At 70.0% G+C, this 14,827-nt stretch carries 16 protein-coding genes; 4 read left to right on the plus strand and 12 right to left on the minus strand.

Annotated features, from left to right (window positions below):
- Positions 1–4: 4 nt before the first annotated feature.
- The 3 genes from ACSQ4M_RS31475 (at position 5) to xth (ending at position 2,120) form a co-directional block, all read left to right on the plus strand.
- On the plus strand, positions 5–277 hold the full coding sequence (locus ACSQ4M_RS31475; RefSeq protein ID WP_436193293.1) for a metal/formaldehyde-sensitive transcriptional repressor: 273 nt from the start codon (positions 5–7) through the stop codon (positions 275–277).
- Positions 274–1,257, plus strand: a complete 984-nt coding sequence (gene dmeF / locus ACSQ4M_RS31480; protein ID WP_436193294.1) for a CDF family Co(II)/Ni(II) efflux transporter DmeF — start codon at positions 274–276, stop codon at positions 1,255–1,257. Before ACSQ4M_RS31475 ends, dmeF begins: the two co-directional genes overlap by 4 nt.
- An 89-nt stretch (positions 1,258–1,346) precedes the next feature.
- Positions 1,347–2,120 carry an exodeoxyribonuclease III gene (xth, locus tag ACSQ4M_RS31485; protein WP_436193295.1) on the plus strand — a complete coding sequence of 258 codons (774 nt, stop codon included), beginning with the start codon at positions 1,347–1,349 and terminating at the stop codon, positions 2,118–2,120.
- Between the two features lie 3 nt (positions 2,121–2,123).
- Here the strand turns inward: xth and ntrC are convergent, their stop codons facing one another.
- The 10 genes from ntrC to ACSQ4M_RS31535 form a co-directional block, all read right to left on the minus strand.
- A complete protein-coding gene (gene ntrC / locus ACSQ4M_RS31490) occupies positions 2,124–3,653 on the minus strand; it encodes a nitrogen regulation protein NR(I) (RefSeq protein WP_436193296.1) in 1,530 nt (509 codons plus the stop codon).
- Between the two features lie 43 nt (positions 3,654–3,696).
- Entirely contained in the window at positions 3,697–4,806 is a 1,110-nt protein-coding gene (glnL, locus tag ACSQ4M_RS31495; RefSeq protein WP_436193297.1) for a nitrogen regulation protein NR(II), read from the minus strand.
- Positions 4,803–5,294 (minus strand): hypothetical protein, encoded by a 492-nt coding sequence (locus ACSQ4M_RS31500; RefSeq protein WP_436193298.1) that lies wholly within the window; start codon positions 5,292–5,294, stop codon positions 4,803–4,805. The genes glnL and ACSQ4M_RS31500 overlap by 4 nt, the downstream gene beginning before the upstream one ends.
- A 158-nt stretch (positions 5,295–5,452) precedes the next feature.
- Entirely contained in the window at positions 5,453–6,868 is a 1,416-nt protein-coding gene (glnA, locus tag ACSQ4M_RS31505; protein ID WP_436193299.1) for a type I glutamate--ammonia ligase, read from the minus strand.
- A 177-nt stretch (positions 6,869–7,045) separates the two neighbouring features.
- Complete coding sequence (locus ACSQ4M_RS31510) at positions 7,046–7,921, minus strand: competence/damage-inducible protein A (protein WP_436193300.1); 876 nt, start codon at positions 7,919–7,921, stop codon at positions 7,046–7,048.
- Positions 7,893–8,813, minus strand: a complete 921-nt coding sequence (locus tag ACSQ4M_RS31515) for an EI24 domain-containing protein (protein WP_436193301.1) — start codon at positions 8,811–8,813, stop codon at positions 7,893–7,895. The genes ACSQ4M_RS31510 and ACSQ4M_RS31515 overlap by 29 nt, the downstream gene beginning before the upstream one ends.
- A gap of 21 nt (positions 8,814–8,834) precedes the next feature.
- A complete protein-coding gene (locus tag ACSQ4M_RS31520) occupies positions 8,835–9,806 on the minus strand; it encodes a sterol desaturase family protein (RefSeq protein WP_436193302.1) in 972 nt (323 codons plus the stop codon).
- The gene (locus tag ACSQ4M_RS31525) at positions 9,794–10,627 is read right to left on the minus strand and encodes a polysaccharide deacetylase family protein (protein ID WP_436193303.1); all 834 of its coding nucleotides are present in this window, start codon (positions 10,625–10,627) and stop codon (positions 9,794–9,796) included. The genes ACSQ4M_RS31520 and ACSQ4M_RS31525 overlap by 13 nt, the downstream gene beginning before the upstream one ends.
- Entirely contained in the window at positions 10,614–11,597 is a 984-nt protein-coding gene (locus ACSQ4M_RS31530; protein ID WP_436194097.1) for a YncE family protein, read from the minus strand. The genes ACSQ4M_RS31525 and ACSQ4M_RS31530 overlap by 14 nt, the downstream gene beginning before the upstream one ends.
- A gap of 46 nt (positions 11,598–11,643) precedes the next feature.
- Complete coding sequence (locus tag ACSQ4M_RS31535) at positions 11,644–12,396, minus strand: 16S rRNA pseudouridine(516) synthase (protein WP_436193304.1); 753 nt, start codon at positions 12,394–12,396, stop codon at positions 11,644–11,646.
- Between the two features lie 183 nt (positions 12,397–12,579).
- Here ACSQ4M_RS31535 and ACSQ4M_RS31540 point away from each other — a divergent pair, with 183 nt between their 5' ends.
- Positions 12,580–12,921 (plus strand): hypothetical protein, encoded by a 342-nt coding sequence (locus ACSQ4M_RS31540; RefSeq protein ID WP_436193305.1) that lies wholly within the window; start codon positions 12,580–12,582, stop codon positions 12,919–12,921.
- A gap of 20 nt (positions 12,922–12,941) precedes the next feature.
- Here the strand turns inward: ACSQ4M_RS31540 and ACSQ4M_RS31545 are convergent, their stop codons facing one another.
- Complete coding sequence (locus ACSQ4M_RS31545; RefSeq protein ID WP_436193306.1) at positions 12,942–13,760, minus strand: hypothetical protein; 819 nt, start codon at positions 13,758–13,760, stop codon at positions 12,942–12,944.
- Positions 13,761–13,762: 2 nt separating this feature from the next.
- Entirely contained in the window at positions 13,763–14,668 is a 906-nt protein-coding gene (locus tag ACSQ4M_RS31550; protein WP_436193307.1) for an alpha/beta fold hydrolase, read from the minus strand.
- Positions 14,669–14,827 lie beyond the last annotated feature (159 nt).

The raw sequence follows: 14,827 nt of genomic DNA on the forward strand, positions 1-14,827 counted from the left end.
ACCCATGTCCCACACGCTGCGCCAGAAGGACAAGCTGCTCGCCCGCGTGCGCCGCATCAAGGGCCAGATGGAGGGCATCGAACGCGCGCTGGAGGGTGGTTCGGCCTGCGGCGAGGTGCTGCGCCAGCTGGCCTCGGCCCGCGGCGCGATGGCCGGGCTCACGGCCGAGCTGATGGCCGACCACCTGCAGGAACACGTGGTCGAGGCCGCGACCGAGGCCGAACGGCGCGCCGGCGGCCAGGAGATGCTGGACGTCATCCGGAGCTACATGAAATGAGCACCCCCTTCCAGGCGCCGCACGCCCACGTCTACCTGGGCCGAGACCACCGGCGCAATGAGCGCCGGGTCTGGTGGGTCATCGCGCTCACGGCCGCCATGATGGGCGTGGAGATCGTCGCCGGCACGGTCTACGGCTCCATGGCGCTGGTGGCCGACGGCTGGCACATGTCCACCCACGCAGGCGCCATGCTGATCACGGCGCTGGCCTACCGCTACGCCCGGCGCCACGCGGGCAACCCGCGCTTCGCGTTCGGCACGGGCAAGCTCGGCGATCTGGCGGCCTTCGCCAGCGCCGTGGTGCTGGGCCTGATCGCGCTGCTGATCGGCTGGGAGAGCCTGCTGCGCCTGGCCCGGCCCGTGCCGATCGACTTCACGCAGGCCATCGCCGTGGCCGTGGTGGGGCTGGCCGCGAACCTGGTCTGCGCCTGGCTGCTGCGCGAGGACCACGGGCACCGGCACCATGGGCATGGGCATGGGCATGGGCACCACGACAACCATGACCACCACCACGACAACCATGACCGCCACCACGGCCATGGCGAGGGCGCCCGCGACAACAACCTGCGCGCCGCCTACATGCACGTGCTGGCCGATGCGCTGACCTCGGTGCTGGCCATCGTGGCACTGGTGCTGGGCCGCAGCCAGGGCTGGCTCTGGGCCGACCCGGCCATGGGCGTGGTCGGTGCGCTCGTGATCGCGCGCTGGTCCTGGGGGCTGGTGCGCGACGCGGGCGGCGTGCTGCTGGATGCGCCCGCGCAGGGGCCGCAGGTGGTCGAGGAGATCCGCCACGCGCTCGCGCCCACGGGCGACCGCATCGAGGACCTGCATGTCTGGCAGGTCGGGCCCGGCCACTTCGCGGCCATCGTGTCCATCGCCTCGGCCGCGCCCCAGGACGCACCGGCCTACAAGGCATTGCTGGCGCCGATCGGGCAGCTATCGCACGTCACGGTCGAGACGCAGCGGCTGCCCGCCGGCTAGAACCGCTGCTCCAGCGGCCGATGGATTGCAGGGCCGCGGCGCTGCGCGAGCCGCCTGGCCGGCGGTGCCGCGGTGATAGGCTCGCGGTCATGAAGATCGCCACCTGGAACGTCAACTCCCTCACCGCACGCCTGGACCACGTCCTGCGCTGGCTGGCCGCCAATCCCGTGGATGTGCTGTGCCTGCAGGAACTCAAGATGACCGACGACAAGTTCCCCCTCGACGCGCTGCGCGAGGTGGGCTACGAATCCGCCATCTTCGGCCAGAAGACCTACAACGGCGTGGCCATCCTCTCGCGCACGCCAGCACGCGAGGTCGTGAAGAACATCGTCGGCTTCGACGACGAGCACGCGCGCGTGATCGCGGCCACGGTGGACGGTCCGACCGGCCCGATCCGCGTCGTCAATGGCTACTTCGTCAACGGCCAGGCACTGGACTCCGACAAGTTCGTCTACAAGATGAACTGGCTGAACGGCCTGCAGGCCTACCTGCGCGCCGAACTGGCGGCGCACACGCAGCTCGTGCTGCTGGGCGACTTCAACATCACGCCCGACGACCGCGACACCTACGACCCCGTGGGCCTGGCCGGCACCATCCACCACAGCGAACAGGAACGCGCCCACTTCCAGGCGCTGCTGGACCTGGGCCTGACCGACAGCTTCCGCATGTTCGAGCAGCCACCCAAGAGCTTCAGCTGGTGGGACTACCGCATGCTGGGCTACCAGAAGAACCGCGGCCTGCGCATCGACCACATCCTGGTCAGCGCGGCGGTCAAGCCGCAGGTCAAAGCCTGCGTGATCGACCGCGTGCCGCGCAAGTGGGAAAAGCCCAGCGACCACGCGCCCGTGGTCCTGGAAATCTGACCCTCACTCCAGGCCGAGTTCCTGGATCTTGCGCGTGATGGTGTTGCGCCCGATGCCGAGCTTCTGCGCGGCCTCGATGCGGCGCCCGCGCGTGTTGTTCAGCGCAGTCAGGATCAGCTTGGACTCGAAGCGCCGCGTGAGCACGTCCCAGACGTCGTGGCGGTCAGCCGCCAGCAAGGCCAGGGCCTCGGCCTCCAGGCCGCGCTCCCAGGTCGGCGCGGCGCCGTCCGGCGGCGCCAGCGGGTCGGACACGGGCAACGGCTCGCCGGGCAGGGCCTCGGCCAGGGGGCTGCTCGCCACGGGCTCCGGCGCATCCATGCCGACAACGGGCCGCGGTGCCTGCGCCGGCACGGCGGTGGGCGCGGCGGCCGCCGTCAGCACCTCGGGCGGCAGGTCCTTGGCCTCGATGACCTGGGACGGCGCCATCACCGTGAGCCAGTGGCACACGTTCTCGAGCTGGCGTACGTTGCCCGGGAAGTTGAACAGGCCGAGCTGGGCCAGCGCGGCGTCCGAGATGCGCTTGGGCTCCACGCCCAGCTGCGCGGCGCTTTGCTGCAGGAAATGCCGCGTGAGCATGGGCACGTCTTCCTTGCGCTCGCGCAGCGCCGGCAGGCGCAGGCGGATCACGTTCAGGCGGTGGAACAAGTCCTCGCGGAACACGCCTTCGCGCACGCGCTGCTCCAGGTCCTGGTGCGTCGCGGCGATCACGCGCACATGGGCCTTGACGGCGTTGTGCCCGCCCACGCGGTAGAAGTGGCCGTCCGACAGCACGCGCAGCAACCGCGTCTGCAGGTCGAACGGCATGTCACCGATCTCGTCGAGGAACAGCGTGCCGCCCTCGGCCTGCTCGAAGCGCCCGCGCCGCATGGTCTGCGCGCCCGTGAAAGCGCCGCGTTCGTGGCCGAACAGCTCGGACTCCAGCAGGTCCTTGGGGATGGCGGCCGTGTTGATCGCCACGAAGGGGCCGTTGGCGCGCGGCGAATGCTTGTGCAGCGCGCGCGCCACGAGCTCCTTGCCCGAGCCGGACTCGCCCGTGATCATGACCGTGACGTTGCTCTGGCTGAGCCGGCCGATGGCGCGGAACACGTCCTGCATGGCCGGCGCCTGGCCCAGCATCTCGGGCGCGGCGGCCATGCGCTCTTCGGACACTTCCTCGCGCTGGCTTTCCTCCACCGCGCGGCGGATCAGCTCCACCGCCTTGGGCAGGTCGAAAGGCTTGGGCAGGTATTCGAAGGCGCCGCCCTGGAAGGCCGAGACGGCGCTGTCCAGATCGGAGAAGGCGGTCATGATGATGACCGGCAGGCCGGGGTGCAGCTCCTTGACCTTGCCCAGCAGGTCCAGGCCCGAGCCACCCGGCATGCGGATGTCGCTGACCAGGATCTGCGGCCCGTCCTCGTCGCTGGCACCCTCCAGGGCGGCCAGCACTTCGCGTGGATTCGTGAAACTGCGCGTGGGCAGGTTCTCGCGCAACAGCGCTTTCTCCAGCACGAAGCGGATGGATTGGTCGTCGTCTACTATCCAGATCGGCTTCATCGTCACCTCGGGTCGGCCCGCTTCGGAAGCCGCGAGCGGTTGCTCAGGGCAGCGGGATCAATAGCTTGAAATCGGTTCGGCCAGGAACGCTCTCGCATTCGATCAGTCCGTGGTGCTGTTGCACGAAGGTCTGCGCGAGCGTGAGCCCCAGTCCCGATCCCCCATCGCGACCCGACACCAGCGGGTAGAAGATGCGGCTCTTGATCGACTCCGGGACCCCTGGTCCGTTGTCGATGACATGCAATTCCAGTGCCAGTCGATAGCGCTGCTTACCAAAGGTAACCTGCCGCGCCACGCGCGTGCGCAAGGTGATCTGCGCATCGCCCGCGGCGATGCGTTCGGCCAGCGCCTGGGCCGCGTTGTGCGTGATGTTGAGCACGGCCTGGATCAGCTGCTCGCGGTCGCCACGGAACTCGGGAATGGAGGTGTCGTAGTCGCGCACGACCTTCAGGCCGCGCGGGAACTCGGCGACGATCAGCGAGCGCACGCGCTCGCAGACCTCGTGGATGTTCACGTCGCCCACCACGTGCGGGCGCCGGTGCGGCGCCAGCAGCCGGTCCACCAGCGCCTGCAACCGGTCGGCCTCATGGATGATGACCTGCGTGTACTCGATCAGATCGCGCGAATCGATCTCCATCTCCAGCAGCTGCGCCGCGCCACGGATGCCGCCCAGCGGGTTCTTGATCTCGTGCGCGAGGTTGCGGATCAGCTCCTTGTTGGCCTGGGCCTGGTCGATCAGGCGCTCCTCGCGGTCCTGGCGCGCCTGCTGCTCCTGCGGCAGCAGCTCGATGATGATCTCGCCCGGCTCCTCGGCCGGCGCCACGATCACGTGCACGGGCAGCGGCTCGTAGGTGGCGCGCTTGAGGAAAGCGTCGTAGCGCAGCGCGGCGAACTCGTTGCTCTGCGCGCCGTCGAGCGCGTTCTGCACCAGGTGCGGCTCGGTGAAAAAGTCGGCGAAGGACGAGCCTTCGATGGTCCGGCGCGAGAAGCCCAGCGCGTCCTCGAGCGCAGCGTTGGCGAACAGCACCGTGCCGTCGGCACGCAGCACCGACACCAGCGTGGCCAGCAGGTCGAAGGCATGGAAGCGGGCGCTGGTGGCGGGCGACACGGGGCGCACGGACCGGCCCTTGCTCGCTGGGCTGGTGGGATTCATTGGGCGGCTGGCAGGCGCGCGATCTCGCGCTTGATGCCGGCGATGTCGCTGTCGTTGCGGGCGATGGCGGCCTTCATCTCGGCCACGCGGTCCAGGTAGCGCTGGTGGTTGCGCGCCTCGCCGCCCACCTTGTCGGGCTCGCCATTGTTGTAGTCCTTGAGCAGCTCGGCCTGGCGTGCCTCGGCCTTCTTCAGCTCGGCCTCCAGGATGCGGCGCGACTCGGCATCGCGCGTGCGCTGCGCGCTGTCGTCGCTGCGCGGTGCGGCCGCGGCCGGCGCGCGCACCGGGCCGCTCGTGGCGCCGGGGCGCGGCTTGGGGCCTTCGATGACCGTCACGTTGCCGCCCTCCACCAGCTTGCAGCCGCGCTGCTGCGCATCGCGCGCATCACGGATGTTGTTGGTGTACTCGTTGCCGCAGCGGTAGACCTGGGCCCAGGCGGCGGGCACGAGCATGGCGGAACAGAGGGCGAGAACGATGGCGGTCTTCATGCGTCGGATGAAAGGGGTCCTGTCGGAACGGTCGCAGCGCATGGTAGCGCGCGCCCCTGATGCCCCTGGCCGCGTGCCCCATGAAAAAAGGACGGCCTGGGCCGTCCTTTGCTCAGACCGCACCGGCCGCCACAAGTTGCGGCGGACCGGCATGCGGCTTACAGCGAGTAGTACATGTCGAACTCGACCGGGTGCGGCGCCATGCGGAAGCGCGTCACTTCGGTCATCTTGAGCTCGATGTAGGCATCGATCATCGAGTCGGTGAACACGCCGCCCTTGGTCAGGAAGCTGCGGCCCTTGTCGAGGTACTCCAGGGCCTGGTCCAGGCTGTGGCAGACGGTGGGGACCAGCTTGTCCTCTTCCGGCGGCAGGTGGTACAGGTCCTTGGTGGCGGCTTCGCCCGGGTGGATCTTGTTTTCCACGCCGTCCAGGCCGGCCATCATCAGGGCCGAGAAGCACAGGTAGGGGTTGGCCGACGGATCGGGGAAACGCGCCTCGATGCGGCGGCCCTTGGGGTTCGCCACGTACGGGATGCGGATCGAGGCCGAGCGGTTCTTGGCCGAGTAGGCCAGCTTGACCGGGGCTTCGAAGCCGGGAACCAGGCGCTTGTAGCTGTTGGTGCCAGGGTTGGTGATGGCGTTCAGCGCGCGGGCGTGCTTGATGATGCCGCCGATGTAGTACAGCGCGAAGTCCGACAGGCCGGCGTAGCCGTCACCGGCGAACAGGTTCTTGCCGTCCTTCCAGATCGACTGGTGCACGTGCATGCCCGAGCCGTTGTCGCCGGCGTAGGGCTTGGGCATGAAGGTCGCCGTCTTGCCGTAGGTGTTGGCAACGTTCCAGACCACGTACTTCAGCACCTGGGTCCAGTCGGCACGCTCGACCAGCGTGGAGAAGCGCGTACCGATCTCGTTCTGGCCGGCGCCCGCCACTTCGTGGTGGAACACTTCGACCGGGATGCCCAGCGATTCCAGGATCAGCGACATCTCGGCGCGCATGTCCTGCGTGCTGTCGACCGGGGGCACGGGGAAGTAGCCGCCCTTGACGGTGGGACGGTGGCCGCGGTTGCCGCCTTCCAGCTTGGAGCCGCTGTTCCAGGGCGCTTCGTACTCCTCGATCTCGCTGAACACGCGGCCGGGCTCGTTGCTCCAGCGCACGCCGTCGAAGATGAAGAATTCGGGTTCCGGTCCGAAGAAGGCGGTGTCGCCCAGGCCGGAGGCCTTCAGGTAGGCCTCGGCGCGCTTGGCGATGGAACGCGGGTCGCGGTCATAGGCCTTGCCGTCGCCCGGCTCGATCACGTCGCACTGCAGGAACAGCGTGGTTTCTTCGAAGAAGGGGTCGATGTTGGCGGTGTTCGGATCGGGCATGAGTTGCATGTCCGAGGCTTCGATGCCCTTCCAACCCGCGACCGAGGAGCCGTCGAATGCATGGCCCGACGTGAACTTGTCTTCGTCGAAGTGGGACACCGGCACGGTGACGTGCTGCTCCTTGCCACGGGTGTCGGTGAAGCGGAAGTCGACGAACTTGACTTCGTTCTCCTTCACCATTTTCATCACGTCTGCGACGGTCTTGGCCATCAAAAAGCTCCTGAGGGTTGGTTGGGGTCTACAGAAAAGACGGGGATTCGGACGCAGGTTCCGTGCCAAATGGGCGCGCACCAAAACCGGCCGATCCGCGCAGTTCCATGTGCGAAAGGTCTGCGTAGACGGGCCTGCATCCTACAGCGCACGCGCGCAAACGGTGGCGTTTTCGCACTACTTTGGTGCAATCTCATGAATTCCCCAAAATGATGCTTCTGAGCGCACCAATTCGGGTCCGAGTGGCAGGGCCTGCGCACGCAGGTCCTGCAGCAGCTCGGCATAGGCTGGCGTGGCGGCTGCGGGATCGCCTTTCACGCCGAGCTCGATGTGGCGGCCATGCTCGGGGTGGTCGACGCTGGGCAGGCTGAACACCTTGACGCCGGCATGGTTGCGCTCGATGCGTTCCATGAGCGGCACCAGGGCCGACTCCATGGCGCCGTAGACGATGACCGAGCGCTCGACCCAGGCCGCGCGGCGCTGCAGCGCCGCGTAGTGCTGGTCCAGCACCCACTCGATCATCGGCCATGCCATGACCGGGAAGCCCGGCACGAAGTGCACGTGGCCCAGGCTGAAGCCGGCGATCTTGTTGTAGGGGTTGGGGATGATGGCCGCGCCCTCGGGGAACACGCCCATGTTGAGCCGGTGCTGGTTGTCCGCCCTGTCGGGCTCGTAGGGCAGTCCCTGCTCGCGCGCGACGTCCTGCATGCGCTCGCGGATCAGGGCCGCGGCCTCGGGGTGCAGCATCAGCGGGCGGCCCAGCGCCGCGCCGGCACACTGGCGCGTGTGGTCGTCCGGCGTGGCGCCGATGCCGCCGCAGGAGAACACCAGGTCGCCCGACGCGAAGGCCCGCGCCAGCGTGGCCGTGATGCGCTCCGGCGCGTCGCCCACGTAGTCGGCATAGGCCAGCTGCATGCCGCGCGCGGACAGCAGCTCGATGACCTTGGCCATGTGCTTGTCGGCGCGCTTGCCCGAGAGGATCTCGTCGCCGACGATGACCAGGCCGACCGCCGTCGGCAACGTCTCAGGGAGGGGGGAGGGGCGTGGGGGCATAGGTGCGGGAGGGTGAAGAGCTGCCATCGCCCTGCTCCACGAGCACGGCGCTCGGGGCGGGCCAGGCGGCATCGGCCGGCGCCACCTGCACGCTGGCGGCCTTGGCGCGCATGGCTTCCAGCGCGGCCAGCGCATAGTGCGTGAACCACAGGGCGGAGAAGGCGAACACCAGCGTGTAGAGCCAGACCGAGACCGGCACCAGCACCGGGGCCAGCACCACGGTCAGCGCGCCCCAGGCCCAGACCAGCGCGGGCGCTGCGCCCAGGTAGCCGGTCAGCACGCCCAGGGTCAGCAGCGTGAAGCGGTGCTCGCGCATGAGCTCGGTGCGCTCGGCCTTGCTGGCGTGATCGGCCAGCACGTCGTAGGACATCACGCGGTAGGTCAGCCAGCCCCAGATCAGCGGCGGCAGCACCAGCACCAGCGGCGGCACCAGCCACAGCGGGATCGACAGCACCAGCACGACCAGCGCGGCCATGGTCGCCCACAGCGCGCCGAACAGGCTGCCGAAGAAGGAGCCGCCGCGGCGCTTGTCCAGCTGCGGGAAGCGCCGGTCGCCGACCAGCGCCACCACCGAAGGCGTGACCAGCCCGGCCACCAGCAGCAGCGAGAGCACCACCACCAGCGGCGTGACCAGCGCAACCAGCAGCAGCGGCGCGACGGCCGCCTGCACGCCGCCGAAGCCCAGGCCCTGCAGCCAGCCCATGACGGTGCCGAACAGCGGCCAGCCGTGCAGCCAGGCCCGCAACCAGGCCACGGCCGGTTCCCAGAAGAAGTAGCCCAGGCCCAGCGAGAGCACCGCCATCAGCACCAGCGGCAGGACCGACAGGGCGATGACACGCGGGTGCAGGCAATAGGCTGCCGCACGCCAAAAGGAATCCATCAGCAGACGCATGGCTTGAGGATACCCCGGTGTTCAGGCGCGCCCGACCAGGCGCAGCACACCCAGCCATTGCTGGCGCCAGAAGCCGTGGCCGTAGTCGCGCAGGCCGCGCGGACCGGGCTCGACCTGGTCGCGGATGCCGGTGGGGTCGTAGCGCACCGTGAAGTCGGCCGTGCGCAGCAGCATGTCCCACCAGGGCAGCAGCACGCCGAAATTGACACCGCCCAGGCGACTTGGCTGCTGCTGCGACTCATGACCGATGCCGATGCTGTGGTGCCGCCGGTGGAAGCGCGGGCTCACCCACAGCCGCTCGCCGACGCGGCCGAACCACAGCCGCAGGTTGGCATGGTGGAAGTTCTCGGACAGCTGCGTCAGCGCCACGATGGCGACGAACTGGCCCGGGCCCACGCCGATCAGCTGCGCCACGACGACCAGGATGGCATCGCGCAGCACATCGTCGAGCAGGTGGTTGCGGTTGTCGCTCCACATCGTCATCTGCTGCTGCGAATGGTGCAGCGCGTGCAGGTTCCACCACCACTGGAAGCGGTGCTGGCCGCGGTGGATGCAGTAGTCGGCGAAGTCGAACACCAGCAGGTACAGCACGAAGCTGACCCAGGCCACGTCGGTCACGCCGGGCCACAGCCCGTCCAGATGCCAGGTCGACAGGCCCTGCACGCGCAGCCAGCCGAACACATCGTCCATCCACGGTTCCAGCGTGAAGAACAGCGCGAGCCGGAACAGGCCCAGCCGGTGCACCAGCGTGTAGAGGATGTCGGTACGGATGGCGGCGCGGTCGGTCACGGGCTCCACGGGCCGCCAGCGCTGCAGCGGGCCGATCACGAGCAGCATGGCGGCGATCTGCAGCAGGCCCACCAGCAGCCAGCCGGTCGCCGTGAAGGCGTCTTCCAGCCAGCCGCCCAGGCCCATGGCGAACACCACCGGCTGCACCAGCGACTCGAACAGCCACTGCTGTGCATTGGCGAACAGGTCGGTCAGCGACTCCATGGCGGGTCGTCCCTGTGCGCGGCGATCCAGCGCTGGTAGTCGGGGTGCTCGCGCAGCGTGGCGAAGCACATGCCCTTGGCCTTGAGCCCCTCGATCAGCGGCTCCAGCACGGCCGGCGCCCAGGGGTCCTTGCGCGACCAGATGCCCAGATGGGCCACGAGGATCTGGCCGGGCCGGATGTCGCGCAGCGCCTTGGCCAGCAGGTCGGCATTGGAATAGCGCTCGCTGGGCAACTCGTCGCCCAGGAAGCCGGCCGGCGCCCAGCCCACATGGGCGTAGCCGCAACCGCGCGCCACCGACAGCAGCGTCGGCGAGGTGCGCCCGCCGGGCGCGCGGAACAGCGGCAGCGGCGGCTGGCCCGTGATGTCCTGCAGCCGGCGCGCGGCGCGGCCGATCTCCTCGCAGTACTGGGCGGCCGTGAACAGCCGGGTCTGGCCGATGTTGGGGCCGGCCGAGGCGCGGATGCGAAAGCGCGCCGTGCCGTCGCGGCCGGGCGGTACGTCGGCGCTCCAGTAGACATGGTCGTAGGTGTGCGAGGCGAAGGCATGGCCTTCCTGCGCACGCGCGCGCCACCAGGCGGCCCAGTCGTCGCCCAGGCTGCCGTCGCCCTGCTGCGTGGCCTCGTTGGCGGCGAAGAAAGTCACGCGCACATCCTGGCGCTTGAGCACCTCGGCGACCAGCGGGGCCACGCCCATGTGGCCGGTGTCGAAGGTCAGGTAGACCGGCCGCGTGCAGTTGGCGGCGGCCTGGCCCGCCAGCGCCAGCGCGACCAGGCCGGCGAGGGCCCTGCGCACCGGCGCAGCGGGCTCAGCGCGTGGCATGGTCCAGGGTCCAGACGCCATGCGGCGACCGGCCGACCTTGACCTGCTGCACCAGCTTGCCGGTCTGCAGGTCGAGCACGCTGAGCTTGCGCGCCCAGCGCGAGGTGAAGTACAGCAGCCGGCCGTCGGCCGACAGGTCCATGCAATCCGGCCCGCCAGGCGCGACGTAGCTGGCGACGGCCTCCAGGCTGTGCAGGTCGATCTTGCTGATGGTGTTGGCGACACGGTTGCTGACGAAGACATGGCGCCCGTCGCCCGCACTGCGGAAGGCATGGGCACCGTTGCCTGTCTTGATCAGTTTGGCGGCGCGGGGTTCCTTGCCCGAGATGTCGAACACCTGCACGCCGTCGGCGCCGGTCAGGCCGACCAGCAGGCTCTTGCCGTCCGGCGTGCCGAACACGTCGGCCGGCATCTTGCCGGTGGGCACCTGCCAGCGGATCTGCTGCGTGGCCAGGTCCACCGCGATCAGCTCGTCGCTGTCCTGCACCGACACGTAGGCCGTGGTGCTGCGCGCGTCGATCCAGATGTGGCTGGGCGTCTTGCCGGTCTGCAAGCGGCGCGCCAGTTGCAGATCGTGGCCGTTCCAGCGGTACAGGTCGACGTGGTTGAGCCGGTTGGCGGCGATCACCAGCCACTTCATGTCGGGCGAGAAGCGCAGGTGGTAGGGGTCGACGATACCCGGCACGACCCGCTGGACCTCGGCCGTGCGCGGGTCGATGAAGGTCAGCGAATCGCTCAGCGCATTGGCCACGATCACCGACTTCTCGTCCGGCGTCATGTACAGGTGGTGCGGCTCCTTGCCGGTGGCGATGCGGCGCGTTTCCTGCCAGCTGACCGGGTCGATCACGCTGACGGAAGCGTCCAGGGAGTTCAGCACGAAGACCGGGAGGCGCTGCGCATGGGCAGCCAACGGAGACAGCACGGCCAGCGCGAACAGCGCAGCGCCGAGCCGGAGCAGGAACGAGGAAATCACGACACCCTTTGCACGGAGCGCGCAGTGTAGCGCTGCGACCCTGTCAGCCAGCCGTCAGCGCGGCCAGGTCCGCGGCGCGCAGCCAGCGCCACTGGCCAGGCGCCAGATCGGCCGGCAGCTCCAGCGTGCCGATGCGCGAACGGTGCAGGCCTTCGACGCGGTTGCCCACCGCGGCCAGCATGCGCTTGACCTGGTGGTACTTGCCGCTGGTGAGCGTCAGGCGCAGGTGGCGCGCGGCGCCATCGGCATCGACGATCTCGGCCGCCGCCGCCTGCACCGGGCGCGGGTCGTCGTCCAGCACCACGCCACGCAGCAGCGCCTCGACCTGCCTGGCATCCAGTGCGTGCTTGGCCTGCACCTCGTAGACCTTGGGCGCCAGCTTCTTGGGCGAGGTCATGCGGTGCAGGAACTGGCCGTCGTCGCTGAGCAGCAGCATGCCGGTGGTGTCCTGGTCGAGCCGGCCGACGGCCTGCACGCCCTGCAGCGCGCTCTTCTGCGGGCGCTGGCGCAGCGGCGCGGGCAGCAGCGTGTAGACGCTGGGGTAGGACGAAGGCTTGTGCGAGCACTCGGTGCCGGCCGGCTTGTGCAGCAGCACGTAGGCCTTCTCGAAGTACTCCCAGTCCTGGCCCTGCACGCGAAAGCGCAGGCCTTCGGGTGCGAAGTCCGCGGCCGATTCGGTGCAGGGAAGGAAGACGCCGTCGGCGCCCGCCACGGCCACATGGCCCTGCTGGACCAGCCCGGCGCAGACGCGCCGCGTGCCGAAGCCTTGTGAGAAGAGGATGTCCTGCAGCTGCATGGGTGGACGGGCCGCGCAGGCCCGCGAAAAAGGCCGCAGATGATACCGGCAGGGCATCGCCCTCCCGCCAATGGCCTATGAACACCCTGCCCGCCCGGCGCTTGGCGGGAGCCCGGTCCGCGCCGAGCATGGCTGCACTGCCAGAACTTCTCTGCAGTGCATCCCCATCGACTGGAGTTCACCATGCAACGCATCGCCGTACTGATCGCAGCCGCCCTGGCCTCCCACGCACTGGGCTTTGGCGCCCTGGCGCAGGAGCAGGGCCCCGCGCTGGCGCCGCCGCCGGCCTATCAGAAGGTCTCTCCCGAGGACAAGGCCGCCGGCAAGGCCCAGCGTCGCGCCGAAGGCCGCGCCGCCGCCAAGGCCGGCAGCAGCACCGGCGAAGGCGCACCGCAGCCGGCGGTACAGGCCAAGGTCCCGCGCGAGCAGCGCCAGCAGGCCCGCGCCGCGCGCAAGGCCGAGACCGCGCGCGCGGCCCGGGCCGGCGAACTGCAGGCCTCGGGCGAGGTCGGCCCGTCCAAGTGAACGGCGCGGCCGGGCCGGGGCTACGGCCCCAGTCCGAGCTCGCGCCGCTTGTTCGCGAGGTAGCTGGCCTTGTCCAGCTCGCGCAGCTGGCGCGGGTAGCGCTCGGTCGCGTCGAACCAGTGCTCCAGCCGCGCCAGCGCGCGCCCGGCCGGAGGCAGCGCCGCCGCCTGCAGCCAGGCCTCGATCGCGAGGTAGTAGCGCACCACGGTGCGTTCCACCACGCCGCGCAACCCGCTGACCAGCTCCTGCGGCCCGCCGCCCGGCCGGGCCGAGAAGCCCACCTTGTCGCGGCCCAGCGTCGCCAGGTAGCTGCGCAGCAGCAGCCGCGCGGCCGGGCTGAAGCGGCAGGCGTACTGCAGGCCGAGCGCGCAGCCGCCACCGGGCGCCGGCGCCAGCTGCAGCAGCACGGCGTAGTCGGTGGTGCCGAACGGCCCCTGCGCCGCGTGCAGGCGCACGCCGAGCCGGGTGTCGGCGCGCTCCTGCAGCTGCCATTGCAGCACCAGCGCATGCGCCTTGTCGGCCGGCTGGTCGTGCTTGCGGGCGATCGCCAGCGCCAGGGCGGGGCCCTGCGGCCCCTGCTGCAGGCGGCAGGCCTTGTTGTTCAGGTGCAGCATCAGGATCTCGCACCAGACCTGCGGCGCCGCCAAGGCCTCGGCGGCGGGGCCGTAGGCGAACGGAACGACCGCCTGGACGGCGCCCTGGAGTGCGTCGCCGCTCTCGCTGGACGCCAGCCGCAGCGGCAGGTCCGGCCCGGCCGCGCCCGCGCCGTGCGGCAGGCACCCCCACAGCAGCACGCCGGCAACCCGTCGTCGGCGCGCATCGACGGGCAGACCCGGCATGCTCAGCGCAGAAAACGCAGCACGTCGCCACCGAAGCGCTCGGGGTACTGGAACAGGAAGCCGTGGCCCGCATCGGGGTAGAGCACCAGCGTGGCGTCGGGCAGCGCCTGCGCCATGGCGTAGGAGGCATAGGTCGCCACCATGGTGTCGTGCCGGCCGTTGGCGACCAGTACCGGCTGGCGCACCGCGCCCAGCCGCGGCAGCAGCGAACTCGCCGGGTCCTGCAGCGCCAGCGCCGAGGCCAGTTGCGCCTGCCAGGCCGCAGCCTCCACCTGCCGCGCGAAGGCATCGGGCCGCTGGCGCAACCGCGCCAGGTGGTCGCGCCCGGCCTGTTGGCTCGTGGCCGTGGGCTCGAAGAACAGGAACAGGAAGTCCTCGTCGTCATTGACCGGCTTGGTCGCCACCTGCCAGACCGCGGGGCTGGAGACATCCGGGTCCTGCGGCAGGCCCGGCACATGGCCTGGGCCGGAGCCCGCGACCACGGCACGGCGCACCAGCGCCGGCTGGTCCAGCAGCAGCTGCAGCGCGACGGTGCCGCCCATGGAAAAGCCCAGCAGGTCCAGCTCGGCGATCCCAAGCGCCCGCGCGAAGGCGGCGGCGTTCGCCGCGAATGCGGCCACGCTGGTCGGCGGCGCGCCCTCCGAGCGCGCGAAGCCCGGCTGGTCGAACAGCAACACGCGGCGCTCGGCCGCCAGCACAGCGAGCAGGGCGGGGTCCCAGTGGTCCATGGTGCCGCGGAAGCGGTTCAGCAACAGCAAGGGCACGCCGCGCTCCGGGCCCAGCGCGCGGTAGGCGATCAGGTCGTCGCGCACGCGGACCGTGCGGGTCGGCGCCTGCGTGGCGGAGACGGCCACGGCCGGCTCGGCGACGGCGGCACAAGGGCGGGTGGGCAGGCGAAGAAGCGGCATGGCAAGGCTCCGGTGGCAGCAAGTGCCCGCATCTTCGGAACGCGGCGCACGCCTGCCATCCCCCTGGGGACCTAGGTCCAGGCCCCGCCTAACGGCGATTGCGGCGCCGCCTGGCGCTTCTACAACCTCAAGGTTTGCAGCCCACTCTCAGCCAAGGAC

The organism is Pseudorhodoferax sp. LjRoot39 (assembly GCF_964253035.1).
In the GTDB taxonomy this organism is placed as follows: Bacteria; Pseudomonadota; Gammaproteobacteria; order Burkholderiales; family Burkholderiaceae_C; genus Pseudorhodoferax.